Source organism: Phyllobacterium sp. LjRoot231 (genome assembly GCF_964253365.1).
In the GTDB taxonomy this organism is placed as follows: Bacteria; Pseudomonadota; Alphaproteobacteria; order Rhizobiales; family Rhizobiaceae; genus Phyllobacterium.
The window spans coordinates 183605-200037 of record NZ_CAXUQT020000002.1 but is presented as its reverse complement, the minus strand read 5'-3'; the positions used below and the strand labels follow the sequence as shown (position 1 = coordinate 200037).

Genomic DNA, 16433 nt, shown 5'->3' with positions numbered 1-16433 from the left:
CGACAAGCTCACCATGAGGGATGTTAATGGTTGCAGGGAGCCAAGATCTGTACCGTTGGTGATTATATTGCAATCCACCATCTCCCTTATGGTGAGCTTGTCGAACCACGCACAGCATCTATGCTGAAGTTGGGTCGAGTTCGACCGATCTGCCGATGCGGCGGTAGGTGAAGGCGTCTGGTGTTGTGTCGGACGCCTTTGTGCTGATGGCTTCGTTGATGAGCGCACCCATGCGGGCATGCAGTGGGGATTTGATGCAGGCGGGATCCGTAGCAGCGGCATCGCCAGCGATCGCCATGGCCTGACAGCGGCAGCCGCCCCAGTCGATTTCCTGACGCTCGCAGCTGCGGCATGGCTCCTGCATCCAGTCGGTACCGCGAAACGCATTGAACGCTGATGATTCATGCCAGATGCGGCTCAAGCTCCAATCGCCGAAACGCTCGAAATGCAGGGATTTGATCGTGCCGGCAGCATGGCATGGAAGCACAGTCCCATCGGGCGCGACCATGAAGGCATCACGCGCCCAGCCGCCCATGCAGGGCTTCGGATAGATGGCGAAATAATCGGGCGTAACAAAATCGATCGTCATGATACCGCGCAAGCGTTCCTGCGCTTCCTCGACAATCTGCACCTGCCGTTCAACGGCTTCCCGTTCAGGCATGAGCGCCTTGCGGTTGAGCAGAGCCCAGCCCGCATATTGAACATTGGCGATTTCGAGCCGCTCGGCGCCAAGGGAGAGCGCAAGATCGATGAAATCCGGCACTTCTTCCATGTTGTGGCGATGGATCGGCGCATTGATCGTCAACGGCAGACCTGCGGCGCGGACGCGACGCGCTGTTTCGAGCTTCTTTTCATGCGCGCCGCGAGAATTGCCGATCTTCTCCGTTGTTGCGGCAAACGCGCCCTGGAAACTCAACTGGATATGATCAAGCCCGGCATCGGTCCAGGCTTCAATTCGGCCATCGGCAATGCCAACGCCCGCCGTGATGAGATTGGTATAGACACCGCGCCGCGCCAGACACGCAATAAGTTCCGCAAGATCGGCGCGAAGCGTCGGTTCGCCGCCGGAAAGATGCACCTGTAGAACGCCGAGGTCGGCAGCCTGTTCGAACAGCGAAAGCCAGCCTGCCGTATCCATTTCCCGGTTGGCTTTCAAAAGCTCGACCGGATTTGAACAATAGGCGCACTGAAGCGGGCAGCGATGCGTCAGTTCCGCCAGCATGCCAATCGGGGGTAGGACAGGTTCGTTCATAACGTCACCAGAAACTTGTCGGACCATTCCTGCAGAAAGCCGGTTACATCCGGCGTGATCTCCGCCTCGTCCGCCGCATATTGATCGGCAAGAATGGCGATCATTTGGCCCACGCTGTGGCGGCCGTCGCACAGCCTCAGGATGTCGAGGCTGACTTCATTCGGCCAGAACACCCGTTCCGGCGACAGCAGCGCCCAAGCCTCACGTACCCTATCATATTGCAGCCGCGCGTGAGACTTTAATATGGGCCGCGATTGCATGGAAACAACTGCACGGACACGAGCTGTCTGGGTCATGTCGCCTCCGGATCGAAAGCGCCGGGCGGGATATTGCCCTTTTCTCCGTAAGCATGAGCCAACGCATCGAGCATGGCCCAGAGGACGTCGCACTTGAAAATCAAGGCGTCGATGACGGCCTGTTGCTTTTCCGGCGTATCGGCATGTTTCATCACATAGGCAAGGGCGAAATCTGAATCGCGCGATGCCTGTGTCGGCCGCTTGTCGAAGTACGCGAGGATATCCGGCGTCACATAATCGTATTTCGCCAGCATGGCCGGGACGCGTTCGCCGATGATGACAGGCGAGAAAAGTTCGGTCAGCGATGACGCCACGGCTTCGAGAAGCGTGCGGTTGGTGCAGAAGGAAAGGTAGGCGCCAACGGCAAATCGCGTCGCCGGCAGCGCCAGCTTTTCGCCTTTGACATCGCCTGCATCGAGGCCAAGGCCCGTGGCAAGCTTCAGCCAGCGCGCGATGCCGCCGCTCCAGCCGTCATCGCCGTCGTGGTCTTCGACCCGTTTGCGCCATTCGGCACGAAATTCGGGATCCTCGGATCGGGCAATGATCATCGCGTCCTTGCGCGGGATAACCGACTGGTAGCAGTAGCGGTTGAGCGCCCAAGCCTGCATCTGACCCTTGGTCAAGGCCCCGCTCACCATCTGATGATGGTAAGGGTGACGATTGTGATAACGCTCGGCGCCGACCTCGCGCAGAACCTTTTCCAGATCAGCCGGTGACAATCCGTCTCGCGCCGCATCGCCAAATTCGCTCAAAGCCTGACCTCCATCCCGTCAAATGCTATTTTCCAGCCCGCTGCGACAACTGCCGCATGTTCAGGCGATGCTGCATCGAGAATGGGGTTGGTGTTGTTGATATGAACATAAATCCGCTTCTTGATGCCGAGATCAGCAAGCGCTTCCAGCGATCCGCCCTCGCCTGAGATGTACATATGACCCATGCGAGCGCCGGTCTTTATGCCGACACCTGCGGTGATCATCTCGTCATCGGTAAAGACGGTTCCATCGAAAAGGAGGCAATCGGCATTAGCCAAGCGCTTTTTGAGCGTGTCGTCGATCCCGGCACAGCCTGGAACATAGAAGGCCGCCCCGCCACTTTCTGAAGAAATGTGTAAACCAATCGTATCGCCTTGCTTCGTGCCGAAACCCTCCCCGGCCTTTGACTGGTCTTCGAGAAACAGCGCCACCTTGCCCGGTACGGCGAATGTTTCGACAACGATACCGACCGGCTTTCCGTTCACGTCCACAATATCGATGCGCTCACCCACCGCAAGCTCGCGTCTTTGGACGACCTCCCGGTCAAGCACGTTGAAAATCGAATTGGATTCGAGCACGTCGAGAACCCGCCTTGTCGCATAGACCACAAAGGGCTCACGCTCGCGCAGGCTAAGCAGCCCGGCGATGTGATCGACATCGGCATTGGTCAGGATGACCGCACGGATCGGCGTTGAGCGCAGCGGGCCATCGACCCGAGGTTGAAGGTCCGGCGTCGCCGCGATCTGCTGGCGGATATCGGGGGAGGCATTGAACAATATCCAGTCATTTCCATTCGCGCTGGCGGCGAGGCTGGATTGGGTTCTCGCGCGAAAGTTTGCTTCGCCGTCCCATGCTCCACGGCTCAATCGATAATTGCAATTCCACTGGGGAAACCCGCCCCCTGCCGCGGAGCCGATAATTTTTAATCGCATTGCGGGCAAACTTCCCTGCAGCCGGAATCACTTCCCAGCCTCATGAGCAATCCTGAAAGTCGCCCCACGCGATCAGATCGCGCAGGGCAATGGGTCAGATCTTACTTTTTTGCCTTGAGTTCTGCTGGCAGGTAACGCGAAAGTTCCATACCGGCAGCGACCTGACACATGGTCGGTTTTGTCCATGATTTCTTCATGCTCTGCTCCTTCTGCTCAAAGATCAAAGATTGATCTTTCTCCCTTATCATACGCCGTTATGGCGCAAGATTGAATTAAAAGGGCTCATTTTTCTGTGTGGGCTGCTTCGCCGCGACCCAGCCCTCGGTGCCGAGAGGATACCAAAGTACCGATTTATATCCCCATTCGACAGCTCTCTTGGCCGCATTCCAAGACATCCAGCAGTTCTCCATACAGTAAAAAAGCACCTTTCGTTTCGTGTCGTCGCCCAGTTGAGATTTCAGCCCTTTGCGAAAATAGGCTTCCGTCTCCTTGTTGATGATTCCGTAGCCCACATTTGCGAGCCAGATGCTTCCCGGGATATCCTCCCGGACCTTTTCCTTCCAGATGGTCCCCGCCGGCAGATTTGCCGGCTTAGGATCATGGGGAAGGACATCGACGAAGACCGTCGACTTGTCTTTCCAGAGGGCGATGGCTTCGTCGGTAGTGACCACCTTTGCCCCCTTCAACGTGGCCGGAACCGGAGCCTGATAGTTCTCGGTCCTGTAGCCCGTTGGCTCCGGGACCGTTTCAGCCGCGGAAGCCGTCGTCACCAGTACGGTGATTAAAACGGCCAACGCACCGGAACAGTTCCGCAGCGATATTCTCACCTCGCACTCCTGTCCGCCACGCTACTGCGTGATCGGCTTGTTATTCTCGTCAATCAACGGCACCTGGAAATCGAGCAGGATCTTGTTGATCTCAGCCTGATTCTCCCGGATTACCTTGTTCAATGTGCGCTTCCACTCCTGATCAGAGGGCCGCACACCCATGGTGATCCGGTATGTCATATGTCCGGTTTTTTCCTTGACCAGCGGCACGACAGTCAGATTCGGATCGATCTGCTTGGCATAATAACCGGCCATCGGCCCCCAAAGGATCGCAACGTCGACTACACCGCTCTTGAGTTCCTTGATCATGACCTCCGCCATGGACGGCGCCAATCGCGTATCGACCATCAATGGATAGGGATGGACATTGCGCATGTAGCCGGCTTTGGCCAGGTTGGCTGACGGCGGTGTCCCGGCAACGACGCCGATTTTCTTGTTCGCCAGCTTGCTGTCCTCGATTGTATCCACACCATCAAGGCCGCTGTCCTTCTTGTAGATCATCACGTAGGTAGAGCGGTAATAGGCATTGGTGTTCTGAACAAGTTCGTCGCCTTGCGCATATCCCATGATGATATCACAGCGGTTATCCCGTAGCGTGTTGCGCACGAAGCCTGTCGCCATCGGATACCATGTATAGGCCACCGATTTGCGTCCGGTCTTTGCGGCCACAAGATCAGCCAGCTTGTTTTCGAACCCCTTGCCGCTCTCCTCGGAGAACGGCATGTTGGATGGATCCGAGCAAACCCGCAGGACGTCAGGATCGACCAGTTCACCCGAGGCTCCGAGACCAGCGCCTTGCGCAAGAACCCCGGCTGGCATGGCGGCTGTTGCCGCCATCACGCCACCGGCAATCCATTTCATCAGTGGTCGCGCATATCGCATCATTTATCCACCCATACAGGAGGTTTCCGCCTCTTTCGCCGCAGGCGGCTTGTCCTCATGCTTCGCGGGGCGTCCACGTGGCAGATCGCCCACGGCGCGCGCGCGCAGATAGACGTAGAGGTCATCCATATAGCAATAGACGTTCTTGTTGTTGCCAAAGGCCGGCATCACCTTGTCATTGCCATTTTTGAGGTTTTTGCGCCCCTCGGCAACTGTGGACAGAAAGTCGGCATAGGACATTGTCTTCAGCGAATTTGCCAAAGCCGGTGCAAAGGACGAACCAGCACCATCAGCACCATGACAGACAAAACAATCTGAATTGAACCGGCGGAAGCCGCTATAGGTGTACCAGTCGACCGTACCATCCGGTTGTATTTTGAAGGTGGGGGTTCCGTCCTTGTCGGCATATTTGCCATTTTCGTCGGAAGCAACCGCGGCGGCGGCCTTATCATCGGCGTAGGCGCTGCCCAGGCTTGCTACAAGCGCAAGACCGGCAGTAACGGCAAGCAATGTCATTCGAATAGGCATATACGGTAACCTCACATTCCAACTCGTCCGCTCGCACCTCATGGTGCTGGTTAGACGGTCGTGATTGATCATCTGATTTTGGCGGCACAAGGGGCCCGGCCGGTTTAACCGGGCGCCCTCTATTCAAAGCTTGCATCTGCAAACTTGTGTCCGCTTCGTCCCTTATTTTTCAGGGACAGTGAAGACGGTCAGCTGACCGCCCAAGGCCGTGTAGTCGGAAAGAGCGGCGTAACCGCCAACCGCACCAAGACCTTCATTCGGCTTCGTCAAGCCAGCGGCAAGACCGATACCGGCCCATCCGCCAACACCCGACAGAACGGCAACATATTGTTTGCCCTTATGTTCGTATGTAGTGACGTTACCGATGATACCGGACGGTGTCTTGAACTTGTAAAGTTCCTTGCCGTTCTTATCGACTGCCTTCAGATAGCCCTCAAGCGTTCCATAGAAGACGACATCGCCATCAGTTGCCAAAGCGCCTGACCAGACCGAGAACTGTTCGGGTTTGGACCAGACAATTTCACCCTTCGCTGCATCCCATGCGATGAAGTTACCCATGCCGCCATGGCTGTTCGGAGCTGGATACATGGACAGTGTCGCACCGACATAAGGCTGACCGGCTGTGTAACTGACCTTGTATGGCTCGTAATCCATGCAGACATGGTTTGTCGGAACATAGAAAAGCTTGGTCTTTGGCGAATAGGTTGCGGGCTGCTGATCTTTAGTACCAAGAGCCGCCGGGCAGATGCCCGTGGTGTTCACGTCTTCGCCTTGTACCTGGGTCGAATATTTGTCTACGACCTTCGGACGGCCGTAGGTCTTGCTGTCCTTTTTCATGTCGACTTCGGTCGCCCAGTTGACTGCCGGGTCGTATTTCTTTGCGACCAAGAGCTCACCGGTTGCACGATCCATCGTATAGGCAAAGCCGTTACGATCGAAGTGGACGAGAACGTCGCGATCCTTGCCATCGATCTTGATGCCATCCGCGAGGATCATTTCATTGATACCGTCATAATCCCACTCGTCGTGCGGGGTCATCTGGTAGAGCCATTTAGCCATGCCTGTGTCGGCATCGCGGGCCATGATGGTCATGGACCATTTGTTGTCACCTGGACGCTGACTTGGATTCCAGGTGGACGGATTGCCGGTGCCGTAATAGATCAGGTTCAGCTTGGGATCGTACGAGTACCAACCCCAGGTTGTTCCACCACCGGTTTTCCACTGATCACCTTCCCAGGTGTTGGTACCGGAATCCGCTCCAACCGGCTTGCCGAGTTGGGTGGTCTTTTCCGGATCGATCAATGTTTCCTTGTCGGAACCCATCGACCAGGCACGCCAGGCCTGCTTGCCGTCCTTGATGTTGTAAGCGGTCAACGCACCGCGAACACCAAATTCACCGCCGGAAATACCGACGATGACCTTGTCCTTCACGACCATCGGCGCGGAAGTTCCAGACTCACCCTTACTGCCGTCTGACGCCTCAGCGTTTTTCACGGACCACGCGGGCTTGCCTGTCTTGGCATCGAGGGCAACGAGTGTGGTGTCGGCCTGATAGAGGAATATCTTGCCGTCGCCGTAGGCTACGCCGCGATTAACGGTATCGCAGCACATGATGGGAATGACGTTCGAGTCCTGCTTGGGTTCATATTTCCAGAGGATTTTGCCATCATTGTTCAGGTCAAGCGCATAGACGGTGTTCGGATATGGCGCATGAACATACATCACATCGCCAACGATGAGCGGGCCTCCTTCATGGCCGCGCAGCACACCGGTCGAAAACGTCCAGGCGACCTGAAGGTTTTTGACGTTGTCCTTGGTGATCTTGTTGAGTTTTGAGTATCGTGTGTTAGCGTAATCGCCGGTCTGGATCGCCCAGTTCTTCGAATCAGAAATCAGGCCTTGAAGATCGTCATTGGCCAGAGCACCCCCCGCCAATGAGAACGTCATGGCCGTCGTAGCCAATGCAATTCCAATTAAATTCTTGTGTACACGCATTATGAGTCCTCCCTAAGTTCACATTTATGAACTATCGGACGAAGCCGTTTTTCAGTGCGGGTTCGCTCCATTAGCTCACGCAAATGGGGAAGTATTTCCGGCAGCGTGTCACGACAAAGCCAGGCGCGCAGAGGGCACCGTTACTGCCCACCTCGCTTGGCCTACGAAGACTGTCACCACTCCCTTGACGGTAACGTCCTTGAAGCCGGAAACAAGTTGACGATAGGAGAAAGAATTGCATTAGGCAAGCGGGATTATCAAATTATATTTGTTGCACTGCAGTGTACTTATGCTGCATCGCAGTAAGTGGCCGATTTAATTACCATATTCTGCCAGAAGACCCCGTCACATAATTTGATACTTGCAAAAACAATTCTGATTGCAGTTTGTTATCGCTATTTGCTATCTATTTGGAAAATGTATATTTACCGTCAACAAATGCGAGGATGCCATGGTGACGTCGAAAATCACGCAATTTGCCCTGTTAGCAAGTGCAGCAATTGTCCTTTCTTTGCCGGCAAAAGCGGCTTCGGATTACCCCACTTCGACCCTGGCCGAGTACGTTTACGGCTGCATGAAAGCCAATGGTGAGAACCGTGATATGCTCCAGCGCTGCTCCTGTTCGATCGACGTGATCGCCTCGGTCGTGACCTATCCTCACTACGAAGCAGCAGAGACCTACAAACAGATGGGACTGGTGCCCGGAGAGAATGGCGCTTTGTTCCGCGACAGTGCGCCGGCAAAGGCTTCAATCACCGAATTGAAGCGCGCGCAGGCCGAAGCCGACGTCCGCTGTTTCTAGAACGGGATCAAAGACTCGATGATGCCAGCGGCCATTCATCCTGGAATTTCTTGCCTTCCGTGTCGGCCGCCTCGACCTTGACATCCTCGCCAGGTTTTGCATCGAACTCGAAGCGGAAATTCGGATCTTCCGAGATCGAGATTCCGCCCTCCATCGACATGATCAACCGGTCGCCCTGCGATACGGTCAGGCCCTGGATGAAATGCGCGGGAATGTAATAGCGCGTGACCTGATCCATCTGCAGCCCGGAATTGTTGGGATGACGGATCATCAGCTGCATTTCGGTCGCGCGGGTCATCGGCTCGTTGCCGGGGGTCTTGGATGTGAAGACGCGGAGCTTCATCTTGCCGAGCGAGGCCAGAGCTTCATCCTGGTTCTTCATGGCGGGGGCGGAGCAGCCACCGGACGCCTTGACGAAAGCCTGTGTCATATGAAGTTTACCATCCTCGGTTTCCGCGATAGCGCGGACATAGGAATAGGCATTGACCCGGATGCGTGTCGCCAGGTGGGTCACGCCCGCATCCTTGCCGAACCGGAATACGGCGGCGACGGGTGACGGATTTTCATCGACGATGAGGGTTACAGCCTTGATCCGGCCAGTTGCCGCATCGGTTTTGAAATGCAAATCAATGGGTACGATTGCCGCGTCTTCGGCGCGTTTCGGCGCTTCGATGGTGACGATATCGCCGGCGGGTTCGATCGGCTTTTGACCGAATACGTCGCCCTTGAGGCTGTCCCAGGTTTTACTATCGGTTGCGCTGGTACTTTGTGCGCTGGCGGCAAATGGCATTGCCGCTCCAACGAGCGCCAGAAGGACAAGCGCAAACATCCGGCTGCGCGGTTGTATCGCCTTCATCATCATATTCTGCCTCCACCAAGAAAAATTGGCGGTGCCCGGCCATTTCTGAGTATATCACCTCGGCTGACGTACTTGCAAACGAGTTCATTCCCATTCGAGTTCGGCAAAGGCGGCCGTGGCGTTGCGCAAATTATATTCGTCGAAGAGACGCCAGTTGTTCCGCTCGCTCTCTGCCGCTGTCTTGACCGCCTCCGCCATGGGCACGCCATCGGCGATCGCCTTGCGAATATCGCGGGCGAGCGCATCGAAATAGCGCTGCTCCTGATCGAGCGCCTGCGGCCATGGGGATGGCACCGGACCGTGCCCCGGAACGGCGAATTTCGCCCTGATGGCCTTCAGGTCTTCCAGTTGCGCGATCCAGCCCAGCAACGATCCATCCATCGTCGGCAGGTGGTCAATGAAACACAGATCGCCGGTGAAGAAGGTACCGGACTGCTCGTCGAAAATCGTAAGGTCATTGTCCGTATGGGCCGGCTTCCAGGCCTTCAATGTCAGTTTCCGGTTACCGAGATCGAGCTGCTCCTCGCCGGTTATCAGCTTCGTCGGCGGGACGATCCTGATGTCCGCCATCAGCGCGCTACCCATGGCGTCGCGGTAGCTCTGCAGATAATAGTCGCCGCGGCTGGCGAGCGCACGCGGCAGATTGTGATGGCCTGTGACGATGGCGCTGGTGCCCTCGAACGCGGCGTTTCCGAAGATATGATCGGGGTGCATGTGCGTGTTGATCAGGTACCGGATCGGCTTATCGGTGTTGGCGCGAATGGCGGCGAGCAGTTCCCTGCCCTCGGCGACACTGCCGCCGCTGTCGATCACGGCGACCGCGTCTTCGCCGATAATGAAACTGACATTGCAGATTTCGCCCTCGTTCTTCTCGGTCATCATTTCGGGCCTGCCCGCAAAGGCGAAGATCCCTTGGGTAATCTCCTGGACAGGCAAAGCCTCGACTGTGCTCGACTGCGCCCGCGTCAGACGGATATGCGTCATGCCACAACAGGCGAAAAAGACGCCTGTTCGAAGCACGCTGCGCCGTGTTGGCTGGCTCATGGCGCGTTCCTCAGCCCAGCGAATTTCTCATTGAACGAACGTAACAGATCAGACTTGACCTGTTCGTTGCGATAATTGCGCGGCAGGCGGATATCAAACGTGCCAATCACATGGGCGGGACGATCCGAAAGCACGATGACGCGGTCGGAGAGCATGATCGCTTCCTGCAGATTATGCGTCACCATCAGCGCGGTCGTCGGGCGCTCGGACCAGACGGACAAAAGCATGTAGCGCAGCTGTTGCGCTGTGGGCTCATCCAGTGAAACGAAAGGTTCGTCCAGCAGGAGGATATCCGGCTCGATCGCCAGCGCCCGGGCAATCGCCGCCCGGCGCGCAAGCCCAAGCGACAACTCTGCCGGGTAGAAGTTCCGCATTTTCGACAGGCCGAGCGTGCTGAACAGCGTGTCAAGATTGGTATCGCGCAAATGTTTCGGCATGGCGAGGCGTACATTCTGCTCGATCGTTCGCCACGGCAGAAGCATCGGCTCCTGAAACACTGCGCCGATGCGCGCGTCTGCCAATCCAGGCAATTGGATCGACCCGCGATAGTCGCTATCGAGACCAAGCAAAATCCGAAGCGTCGTCGTCTTGCCGCAACCGGAAGGGCCAAGGATGCAGGCGAATTCGTTCTGCCCCACCTCGAAGCGCAGATTGCGCAGGACCTCGATCGCGCCGCCATTGGATGAGCGGAACGACTTTTCTTCTATATCGGCTTTAAGCCGCGCGCCGACGCCAGCGAGTTGATGTGTGTTCAAGCGGTTGCACCACGACAAGTTCGATGAAAAGCATCACAGCGACAAAGGCCAGGGTATAGGCAAGGATCGCCGCGACATCGAAGAGTTGAAAAAACAGATTGATCTGAAAACCGACGCCATTCGAACGGCCGAGCAACTCGACCACAAGCACGATTTTCCAGATCAGCGAAACGCCGGAGCGCGATGCGGCGGCTATATAGGGCTGCAGCTGCGGCAACAGTATATGCCGCAAACGCTCAAGCGCGCTGAAGCGATAGACCTGCGCCATTTCCGCGTAGCGCGGATCGAGCGCCCTTGTTCCTTCGCGCATGGTGACGACCACGTTCGGGATCTTGTTGAGCGCGACAGCGCCAATCGCTGCGGCCTCATTGAGCCCGAACCAGATATAGGCAAGGACGATGATGACCAGAGCCGGTATGTTGAGGAAGAGAATGACCCAGGGATTGAAGAACTGGTTGGCGCGCTGATGGCTGCCAAGCAGGATGCCAATCACCGAGCCTATAAGCATCGCCAGAAAGAAGGAGGCGGCGACGCGCCATAAGGTAATACCCAGATGATAGGGCAGATCGCCGCTCGCGGTTTCGCTGATGAATGTTTGCAGGACCAGCAAAGGCGCCGGGAAAGAACGGCTCGGCCAGAGTGTCGCTCCGACATGCCACGCGATGACCAATGCTGCAAACGACAGCAACACCATCAGCGGCGAATTCCACTGCCGCTTCCTGACTTCGCCGGAAACGATGATCTTGCCGTCCTGCTCAGGTTCAGTCGAGGCTACCGCCACCTACTCCTCCCTCCAGAACGTACCGGGTGCCAATGTCTTTCCGGGGCCGACCAGCCGCTCACCGCCAAGCTCGGCGAGGATCGCATAGAGCTTCGTGGCATCGGCCTGCTCATCCTCGATGGGTCGCGCGGGAATGCCCTCGCGATAGCGATCGCGCAGCACGTCGAGCGCATGGCCCTCGGCTTTCACCACCGGCGCCAGACGTTGCCATTCCTCATCCGAGCTGCCGAGCAGAGTCTTCGCATCCCTGCTGGCCTTGACGAAACCCGCTATTGCGTCCGGATGGGCGTCGGCCCATTTATCGTGGAAGATATATCCGATGGCAGAAACATTTCCGGTGGCGCCGAGCGACTTTGCGGCATCGCTGGTGCTGACCAGACGGTGAAACCCATTGGCTTCGAGCCTTGCGCAAAAATTCCAGAAGTTCAGCACAGCGTCGAGTTCGCCCTGCTGCGCTTTTTCGGCAAGCAAGGGCGGCGTGCCATAGACGATCTCGCTTTGTGCAGGCAGATCGAGCGAGAATTGGTGTTTGGCATAGCCCTGTATGAGCAACCAGCTCTTGTCCAGCGGCCCGCCTGCCACGCCGATCTTCTTGCCCTTGAGATCCGCCAGACTTTTGATCGGCGAGCCATCGGGAACCATCAAAGCGCCGACTGAACTGGAATAGGGCACGAAGGTCAGGTCTTCGCCCGATGCGCGCTGCCGCGACACCCAGAGCCAGTCCGTCACGATGATATCAACGTCTCCGGCCATCATCGCGACATTGGTTGCATCTTCGCTGGCGAAGAAGCGGACATCGACATTCACACCATATTTTTCGTCGAGCTTATGCTGCTTGATCGTATCCAGTTCCCAATTGACAGTCCCGAATTTGAGCACGCCAACACGAATGGTCTCCGCAGCCAGCCCCACCTGCGTGCCGAGACCAAGAGCGAGCAGCAGCAATATCGATAAGCGGAATAACCTTAGATGTAATGCTGTCACGATGTCCTCCCAGACAGACCGCTTTTACCTGTCTAGAGCGTCAGGTCCTTTGGCGGATAGTCGCATTTCCACCGAACGATCTTGAGCTTTGGATGTTCCCCGGACCATTTTGCAATTTCTGTTGGTGCGAGGGACATGCAATTGTTCAGGCCGCCCCTGTTTTCAAAATGCAGGCGCTCCTCCCGACAACTGGTCGGGTTGGATAAGAGACAGATGGTCAAAACGAGATCGATAACATCCATACCGGCGCCTCCAATCCTCTGACACGTTTCACCTGCGATAGCGCCGTAACAAGAGGCAAGCCGACAGGATCAAAGGTCGTTCACTGGATTTCTCAAGGTGCCCGATGAGAAACTTTCCTCGCAAATTACGGTTGTGATCTGCTGGCGTCAATCGCACCTGCCAGAGAAAACACAAACGTGAAGCTGCGGCGTTATTTCCCAGCCAAGCAATTGACTTATCAGGCGCTGAAGGTACGCTCTGGAAGTGTTCTAAAAACTGGTGGCGCCAATGCATGGAAAATTGGCGCCGGTCTTCGTCCAGGGCACCCTTGGCGAAAATGAGGAGATGCCATGCGTTATTCTACCGTTCTGATTGGACTATCAGTTGCGATTCTGTCTGTTGCTGGAGCCCGAGCCCAAGACGCCGGTGACGCCACTGCAGGAGCAACAGTTTTCAAGAAATGTGCGGTCTGTCACGTGGCCGATACCGACAAGAACAAAGTCGGACCGTCGTTGAACAAGTTGATGGGCAGGACCGCAGGAACCCATCCGGGTTTCAGCTATTCACCCGCAATGAAGGCGGCAGGCGCAGCCGGACTCGTGTGGGACTCAGCCAGCTTGCGCGACTATCTGCACGATCCGAAAGCCAAGGTGAAAGGCACGAAAATGGCCTTTCCCGGGTTGAAGGACGATAAGGAAATTACTGATCTTGAAGCCTATCTGAATCAATACAAATAGCTGGGATCGCCGCCGGTTGATCTGGCCGGCGGCACCTTCACTTCATCAGGCAATCTCACGCCATTTGATCGAACAGCCGACCGACGCCATCTGCTCGCGCGGCCCCTGCCCCGTATTCGCGACTTCCTTCATCGCTTCGTAAAGGTCGCGGCGTATATCTGGTGCGGCTGTTTCCTTCCGCGACGCGTCCAGGCGTCCGCGATACTGTAATTCACCAGCGCCATTGAACCCGAAGAAATCAGGCGTGCAGACCGCGGCATACGTGCGCGCAACGCTCTGGTCAGCATCGTGGAGATAGGGAAACGAAAAATCGTTGTCTCGAGCGAAAACCTTCATGTTTTCATAGGAATCGGCAGGATAGGCAACCGCATCATTGGCGTTGATGGCGACGAAACCGACGCCAAGTTCGTTCAGGTCCCGGGCATCGCGGACAATCCGCTGGATAACGGCTTTCACATAAGGACAATGGTTGCAGATGAAGGCGACGACGAGCCCCTTGTCGCCTGCCTGCGCCAGAACGGAATGTCTTTGGCCATCGGTTCCGATCAGGCTCGCATCAACGGCTTTCCAGCCAAAATCGCAAAGGGGTGGTATCGCCGCCATTATTTTCTCCTTAACGTCGCCGCCTTGCCCTCCCCCTTGTGGGCAGGGTCGGACCGGAGGTCCGGGGAGGGGCATTTCTGTAAGCTTTCAAAAAGGACCCCTCCCCGTCGCTTTCGCTCCTGCCCTCCCCACAAGGGGGAGGGTAAGGCACGTTCACGCTGCCGCGCGATGCCTCGCATGATCGGCAGCATGACGTATTGCGGCGATATTGTCAGCATAGGCAGCCTTGCCGTTTCCCTTGAAGACGGCGGAACCCGCAACGAGCACATCAGCTCCGGCTCCAGCAACCAGTGGTGCGGTATCCGGCGTCACGCCGCCATCTATTTCAATATGGATTGGACGGTTGCCGATCATCGCTTTCACACGCCGGACCTTTTCGATGACCGACGGGATGAACGCCTGCCCGCCAAAACCAGGATTGACCGTCATCAAGAGCACCAGATCGAGCCGGTCCAGCACGTATTCGATGACACTTTCCGGGGTTGACGGATTGAGCGAGACACCCGCCTTCTTGCCAAGGTTGCGGATAGCCTGCAGTGAACGATCGAGATGCGGCCCGGCCTCCGCATGCACAGTAATGAAATCGCATCCCGCATCGGCGAAGGCACCGAGATAAGCATCCGTTGGCGCTATCATCAGATGACAATCGAATATCGCCGCCGTTCTATTGCGGATGGATTTTATGATTTGCGGCCCGAAGGTGATGTTCGGGACGAAATGTCCGTCCATCACATCGAGATGCACCCAGTCGGCTCCGGCAGCCATGACGTCTTCGACTTCCTGGCCCAGGCGGGAGAAATCCGCGGAAAGCACGGACGGTGCAATGAGTATGTTCCGGTTCATGGTGTTGGTTCCTCCCTTGGTGATGCGGAAAACACACGGCTGACCCTGATATCGTCGGCAGTGATCGTGGACAGCGCCACTGCATCGGTTGGCCCGTTGGATGCCTCGAACAATCGGTTGGCGTGACGCAACCTCGCTCTGTCGAGCGCATTGCGAATGGAACGGGCATTGGCGAAATGCGGCTGCTGGCGGCGCAACTCGATATAGTCGGACATGATGGCGCGGCCTTCCGCATCGAACGTATAGTTTTGTTTGGACAGCATGGTTTCGGCGATACTGAGCAACTCGTCCGAGCTATAATCCGGAAAATCGATGTGATGAGCGATGCGCGAGCGGAAGCCGGGGTTGCTCTCGAAGAACTTGTCCATGCGATCGGCATAACCCGCCAGGATCACCACGAGATCGTCGCGTTGGTTTTCCATCACCTGCAACAGGATCTCGATCGCTTCCTGGCCGTAGTCGCGCTCGTTCTCCTGCCGGTGCAGATAGTAGGCCTCGTCGATGAACAGTACGCCGCCCATGGCCTTCTTCAGGATCTCCTTGGTCTTGGGTGCTGTGTGACCGATATATTGCCCGACCAGATCATCGCGGGTGACCGAGACGAGATGGCCCTTGCGGATATAACCGAGGCGATGCAAGAGGTCCGCCATGCGCAACGCCACGGTGGTCTTGCCGGTGCCGGGATTGCCGCTGAAACTCATGTGCAGCGTCGGCGTTTCATGTGCAAGACCCATGCGACGGCGCGCACGCTCGACCAGCAAGAGCGCCGCCGTCTCCTTGATCCGCTGCTTGACCGGCTTTAGGCCGATCAAGTCGCGGTCGAGTTCGTCGAGCACTTCCTTGACGCCGGATTCGACATATTCGGCGCGCAGGTCGATGGCAGCAGGGATTTCCAGCTGCGTGATGCTCGCGTCAGCCATAGCGCTGCCCCGCTGGCTTGTCGGTCGCATAGGCCCTTGTCGTGTACCGAACGACACGGCCTTCGCCTTCCTGGCGGGCAAGGTGGAACCCTGGCTCTTCCGGCGGGCGATTGACTAGGAACGACAGCTTGACCGACTCCCAGCCAGGCGAGTTATCGAAGGCCACCAACCGGATATAATAATCGCCATAGACCTTGCGGCATTCCTTCAGTTCCATTATCAGCGCCGCGGCGTCCGGGTTGTCGAACATCGGGTGTCCCCACATGTCCCAATATGTGTTGCGCGGGTGCGGGTCATCGGTGAATTCGAGGCTGACCGCCCAGCCATTGTCGATGCAGTACTGTACTTGCTTGGCGATCTGCTCATCGGTAAGGTCGGGCAGGAACGAGAATGCTCCCTGGGTAATACGCATGTCGCTT

General features: G+C 56.7%; 20 protein-coding genes. 2 read left to right on the top strand and 18 right to left on the bottom strand.

Going from position 1 to position 16433, the window contains the following annotated elements; all coding sequences use genetic code 11:
- Window positions 1–118: 118 nt before the first annotated feature.
- The 9 genes from pqqE to xoxF5 form a co-directional block, all read right to left on the bottom strand.
- Entirely contained in the window at window positions 119–1252 is a 1134-nt protein-coding gene (pqqE, locus tag ACSQ3H_RS24580; protein ID WP_436119739.1) for a pyrroloquinoline quinone biosynthesis protein PqqE, read from the bottom strand.
- Complete coding sequence (pqqD, locus tag ACSQ3H_RS24575) at window positions 1249–1548, bottom strand: pyrroloquinoline quinone biosynthesis peptide chaperone PqqD (protein WP_436119738.1); 300 nt, start codon at window positions 1546–1548, stop codon at window positions 1249–1251. Before pqqD ends, pqqE begins: the two co-directional genes overlap by 4 nt.
- On the bottom strand, window positions 1545–2300 hold the full coding sequence (gene pqqC, locus ACSQ3H_RS24570; RefSeq protein WP_436119737.1) for a pyrroloquinoline-quinone synthase PqqC: 756 nt from the start codon (window positions 2298–2300) through the stop codon (window positions 1545–1547). Before pqqC ends, pqqD begins: the two co-directional genes overlap by 4 nt.
- Entirely contained in the window at window positions 2297–3232 is a 936-nt protein-coding gene (gene pqqB / locus ACSQ3H_RS24565) for a pyrroloquinoline quinone biosynthesis protein PqqB (RefSeq protein ID WP_436119736.1), read from the bottom strand. The genes pqqC and pqqB overlap by 4 nt, the downstream gene beginning before the upstream one ends.
- 101 nt (window positions 3233–3333) lie before the next feature.
- Window positions 3334–3429 carry a pyrroloquinoline quinone precursor peptide PqqA gene (locus ACSQ3H_RS24560; RefSeq protein ID WP_436119735.1) on the bottom strand — a complete coding sequence of 32 codons (96 nt, stop codon included), beginning with the start codon at window positions 3427–3429 and terminating at the stop codon, window positions 3334–3336.
- Window positions 3430–3504: 75 nt separating this feature from the next.
- Window positions 3505–4059: a PQQ-dependent catabolism-associated CXXCW motif protein gene (locus ACSQ3H_RS24555; protein ID WP_436119734.1), complete on the bottom strand. Its 555-nt coding sequence runs from the start codon at window positions 4057–4059 to the stop codon at window positions 3505–3507.
- A 21-nt stretch (window positions 4060–4080) separates the two neighbouring features.
- Window positions 4081–4944, bottom strand: a complete 864-nt coding sequence (locus ACSQ3H_RS24550; protein WP_436119733.1) for a substrate-binding domain-containing protein — start codon at window positions 4942–4944, stop codon at window positions 4081–4083.
- The gene (locus ACSQ3H_RS24545; protein WP_436119732.1) at window positions 4945–5469 is read right to left on the bottom strand and encodes a c-type cytochrome, methanol metabolism-related; all 525 of its coding nucleotides are present in this window, start codon (window positions 5467–5469) and stop codon (window positions 4945–4947) included. It abuts the gene before it with no gap.
- Window positions 5470–5631: 162 nt separating this feature from the next.
- Window positions 5632–7416: a lanthanide-dependent methanol dehydrogenase XoxF5 gene (gene xoxF5 / locus ACSQ3H_RS24540; protein WP_436119994.1), complete on the bottom strand. Its 1785-nt coding sequence runs from the start codon at window positions 7414–7416 to the stop codon at window positions 5632–5634.
- Between the two features lie 499 nt (window positions 7417–7915).
- Between xoxF5 and ACSQ3H_RS24535 the strand changes: the two genes are divergently transcribed.
- Window positions 7916–8266 (top strand): hypothetical protein, encoded by a 351-nt coding sequence (locus tag ACSQ3H_RS24535; protein ID WP_436119993.1) that lies wholly within the window; start codon window positions 7916–7918, stop codon window positions 8264–8266.
- Between the two features lie 7 nt (window positions 8267–8273).
- Here the strand turns inward: ACSQ3H_RS24535 and ACSQ3H_RS24530 are convergent, their stop codons facing one another.
- The 5 genes from ACSQ3H_RS24530 to ACSQ3H_RS24510 all read right to left on the bottom strand — a co-directional run bounded on the left by ACSQ3H_RS24530 (window position 8274) and on the right by ACSQ3H_RS24510 (window position 12689).
- Window positions 8274–9128, bottom strand: a complete 855-nt coding sequence (locus tag ACSQ3H_RS24530; protein ID WP_436119731.1) for a quinoprotein dehydrogenase-associated SoxYZ-like carrier — start codon at window positions 9126–9128, stop codon at window positions 8274–8276.
- A gap of 81 nt (window positions 9129–9209) precedes the next feature.
- Window positions 9210–10169: a quinoprotein relay system zinc metallohydrolase 2 gene (locus ACSQ3H_RS24525; RefSeq protein WP_436119730.1), complete on the bottom strand. Its 960-nt coding sequence runs from the start codon at window positions 10167–10169 to the stop codon at window positions 9210–9212.
- Window positions 10166–10924, bottom strand: a complete 759-nt coding sequence (locus ACSQ3H_RS24520; protein WP_436119729.1) for an ABC transporter ATP-binding protein — start codon at window positions 10922–10924, stop codon at window positions 10166–10168. Before ACSQ3H_RS24520 ends, ACSQ3H_RS24525 begins: the two co-directional genes overlap by 4 nt.
- Complete coding sequence (locus ACSQ3H_RS24515; RefSeq protein WP_436119992.1) at window positions 10884–11621, bottom strand: ABC transporter permease; 738 nt, start codon at window positions 11619–11621, stop codon at window positions 10884–10886. Before ACSQ3H_RS24515 ends, ACSQ3H_RS24520 begins: the two co-directional genes overlap by 41 nt.
- An 84-nt stretch (window positions 11622–11705) precedes the next feature.
- The gene (locus tag ACSQ3H_RS24510; RefSeq protein WP_436119728.1) at window positions 11706–12689 is read right to left on the bottom strand and encodes an ABC transporter substrate-binding protein; all 984 of its coding nucleotides are present in this window, start codon (window positions 12687–12689) and stop codon (window positions 11706–11708) included.
- 572 nt (window positions 12690–13261) lie between these two features.
- Here ACSQ3H_RS24510 and ACSQ3H_RS24505 point away from each other — a divergent pair.
- On the top strand, window positions 13262–13648 hold the full coding sequence (locus tag ACSQ3H_RS24505) for a c-type cytochrome (protein WP_436119727.1): 387 nt from the start codon (window positions 13262–13264) through the stop codon (window positions 13646–13648).
- Between the two features lie 45 nt (window positions 13649–13693).
- Here the strand turns inward: ACSQ3H_RS24505 and ACSQ3H_RS24500 are convergent, their stop codons facing one another.
- The 4 genes from ACSQ3H_RS24500 to ACSQ3H_RS24485 form a co-directional block, all read right to left on the bottom strand.
- Entirely contained in the window at window positions 13694–14251 is a 558-nt protein-coding gene (locus tag ACSQ3H_RS24500; RefSeq protein ID WP_436119726.1) for a thioredoxin family protein, read from the bottom strand.
- Window positions 14252–14404: 153 nt separating this feature from the next.
- Window positions 14405–15094 carry a ribulose-phosphate 3-epimerase gene (gene rpe, locus ACSQ3H_RS24495; protein ID WP_436119725.1) on the bottom strand — a complete coding sequence of 230 codons (690 nt, stop codon included), beginning with the start codon at window positions 15092–15094 and terminating at the stop codon, window positions 14405–14407.
- Complete coding sequence (gene cbbX, locus ACSQ3H_RS24490; protein WP_436119724.1) at window positions 15091–16014, bottom strand: CbbX protein; 924 nt, start codon at window positions 16012–16014, stop codon at window positions 15091–15093. The genes rpe and cbbX overlap by 4 nt, the downstream gene beginning before the upstream one ends.
- On the bottom strand, window positions 16007–16426 hold the full coding sequence (locus ACSQ3H_RS24485; protein WP_436119723.1) for a ribulose bisphosphate carboxylase small subunit: 420 nt from the start codon (window positions 16424–16426) through the stop codon (window positions 16007–16009). The genes cbbX and ACSQ3H_RS24485 overlap by 8 nt, the downstream gene beginning before the upstream one ends.
- Window positions 16427–16433 lie beyond the last annotated feature (7 nt).

Bases quoted from the DNA above. Each gene is read 5' to 3' on its own strand.
- ACSQ3H_RS24535 (WP_436119993.1), top strand. From the start codon at position 7,916: ATGGTGACGTCGAAAATCACGCAATTTGCCCTGTTAGCAAGTGCAGCA.
- pqqE (WP_436119739.1), bottom strand. From the start codon at position 1,252: ATGAACGAACCTGTCCTACCCCCGATTGGCATGCTGGCGGAACTGACG.
- ACSQ3H_RS24545 (WP_436119732.1), bottom strand. From the start codon at position 5,469: ATGCCTATTCGAATGACATTGCTTGCCGTTACTGCCGGTCTTGCGCTT.
- ACSQ3H_RS24525 (WP_436119730.1), bottom strand. From the start codon at position 10,169: ATGAGCCAGCCAACACGGCGCAGCGTGCTTCGAACAGGCGTCTTTTTC.
- pqqB (WP_436119736.1), bottom strand. From the start codon at position 3,232: ATGCGATTAAAAATTATCGGCTCCGCGGCAGGGGGCGGGTTTCCCCAG.
- cbbX (WP_436119724.1), bottom strand. From the start codon at position 16,014: ATGGCTGACGCGAGCATCACGCAGCTGGAAATCCCTGCTGCCATCGAC.
- ACSQ3H_RS24560 (WP_436119735.1), bottom strand. From the start codon at position 3,429: ATGAAGAAATCATGGACAAAACCGACCATGTGTCAGGTCGCTGCCGGT.
- ACSQ3H_RS24500 (WP_436119726.1), bottom strand. From the start codon at position 14,251: ATGGCGGCGATACCACCCCTTTGCGATTTTGGCTGGAAAGCCGTTGAT.
- pqqD (WP_436119738.1), bottom strand. From the start codon at position 1,548: ATGACCCAGACAGCTCGTGTCCGTGCAGTTGTTTCCATGCAATCGCGG.
- ACSQ3H_RS24485 (WP_436119723.1), bottom strand. From the start codon at position 16,426: ATGCGTATTACCCAGGGAGCATTCTCGTTCCTGCCCGACCTTACCGAT.
- rpe (WP_436119725.1), bottom strand. From the start codon at position 15,094: ATGAACCGGAACATACTCATTGCACCGTCCGTGCTTTCCGCGGATTTC.
- ACSQ3H_RS24530 (WP_436119731.1), bottom strand. From the start codon at position 9,128: ATGATGATGAAGGCGATACAACCGCGCAGCCGGATGTTTGCGCTTGTC.
- ACSQ3H_RS24550 (WP_436119733.1), bottom strand. From the start codon at position 4,944: ATGATGCGATATGCGCGACCACTGATGAAATGGATTGCCGGTGGCGTG.
- ACSQ3H_RS24505 (WP_436119727.1), top strand. From the start codon at position 13,262: ATGCGTTATTCTACCGTTCTGATTGGACTATCAGTTGCGATTCTGTCT.
- xoxF5 (WP_436119994.1), bottom strand. From the start codon at position 7,416: ATGACGTTCTCATTGGCGGGGGGTGCTCTGGCCAATGACGATCTTCAA.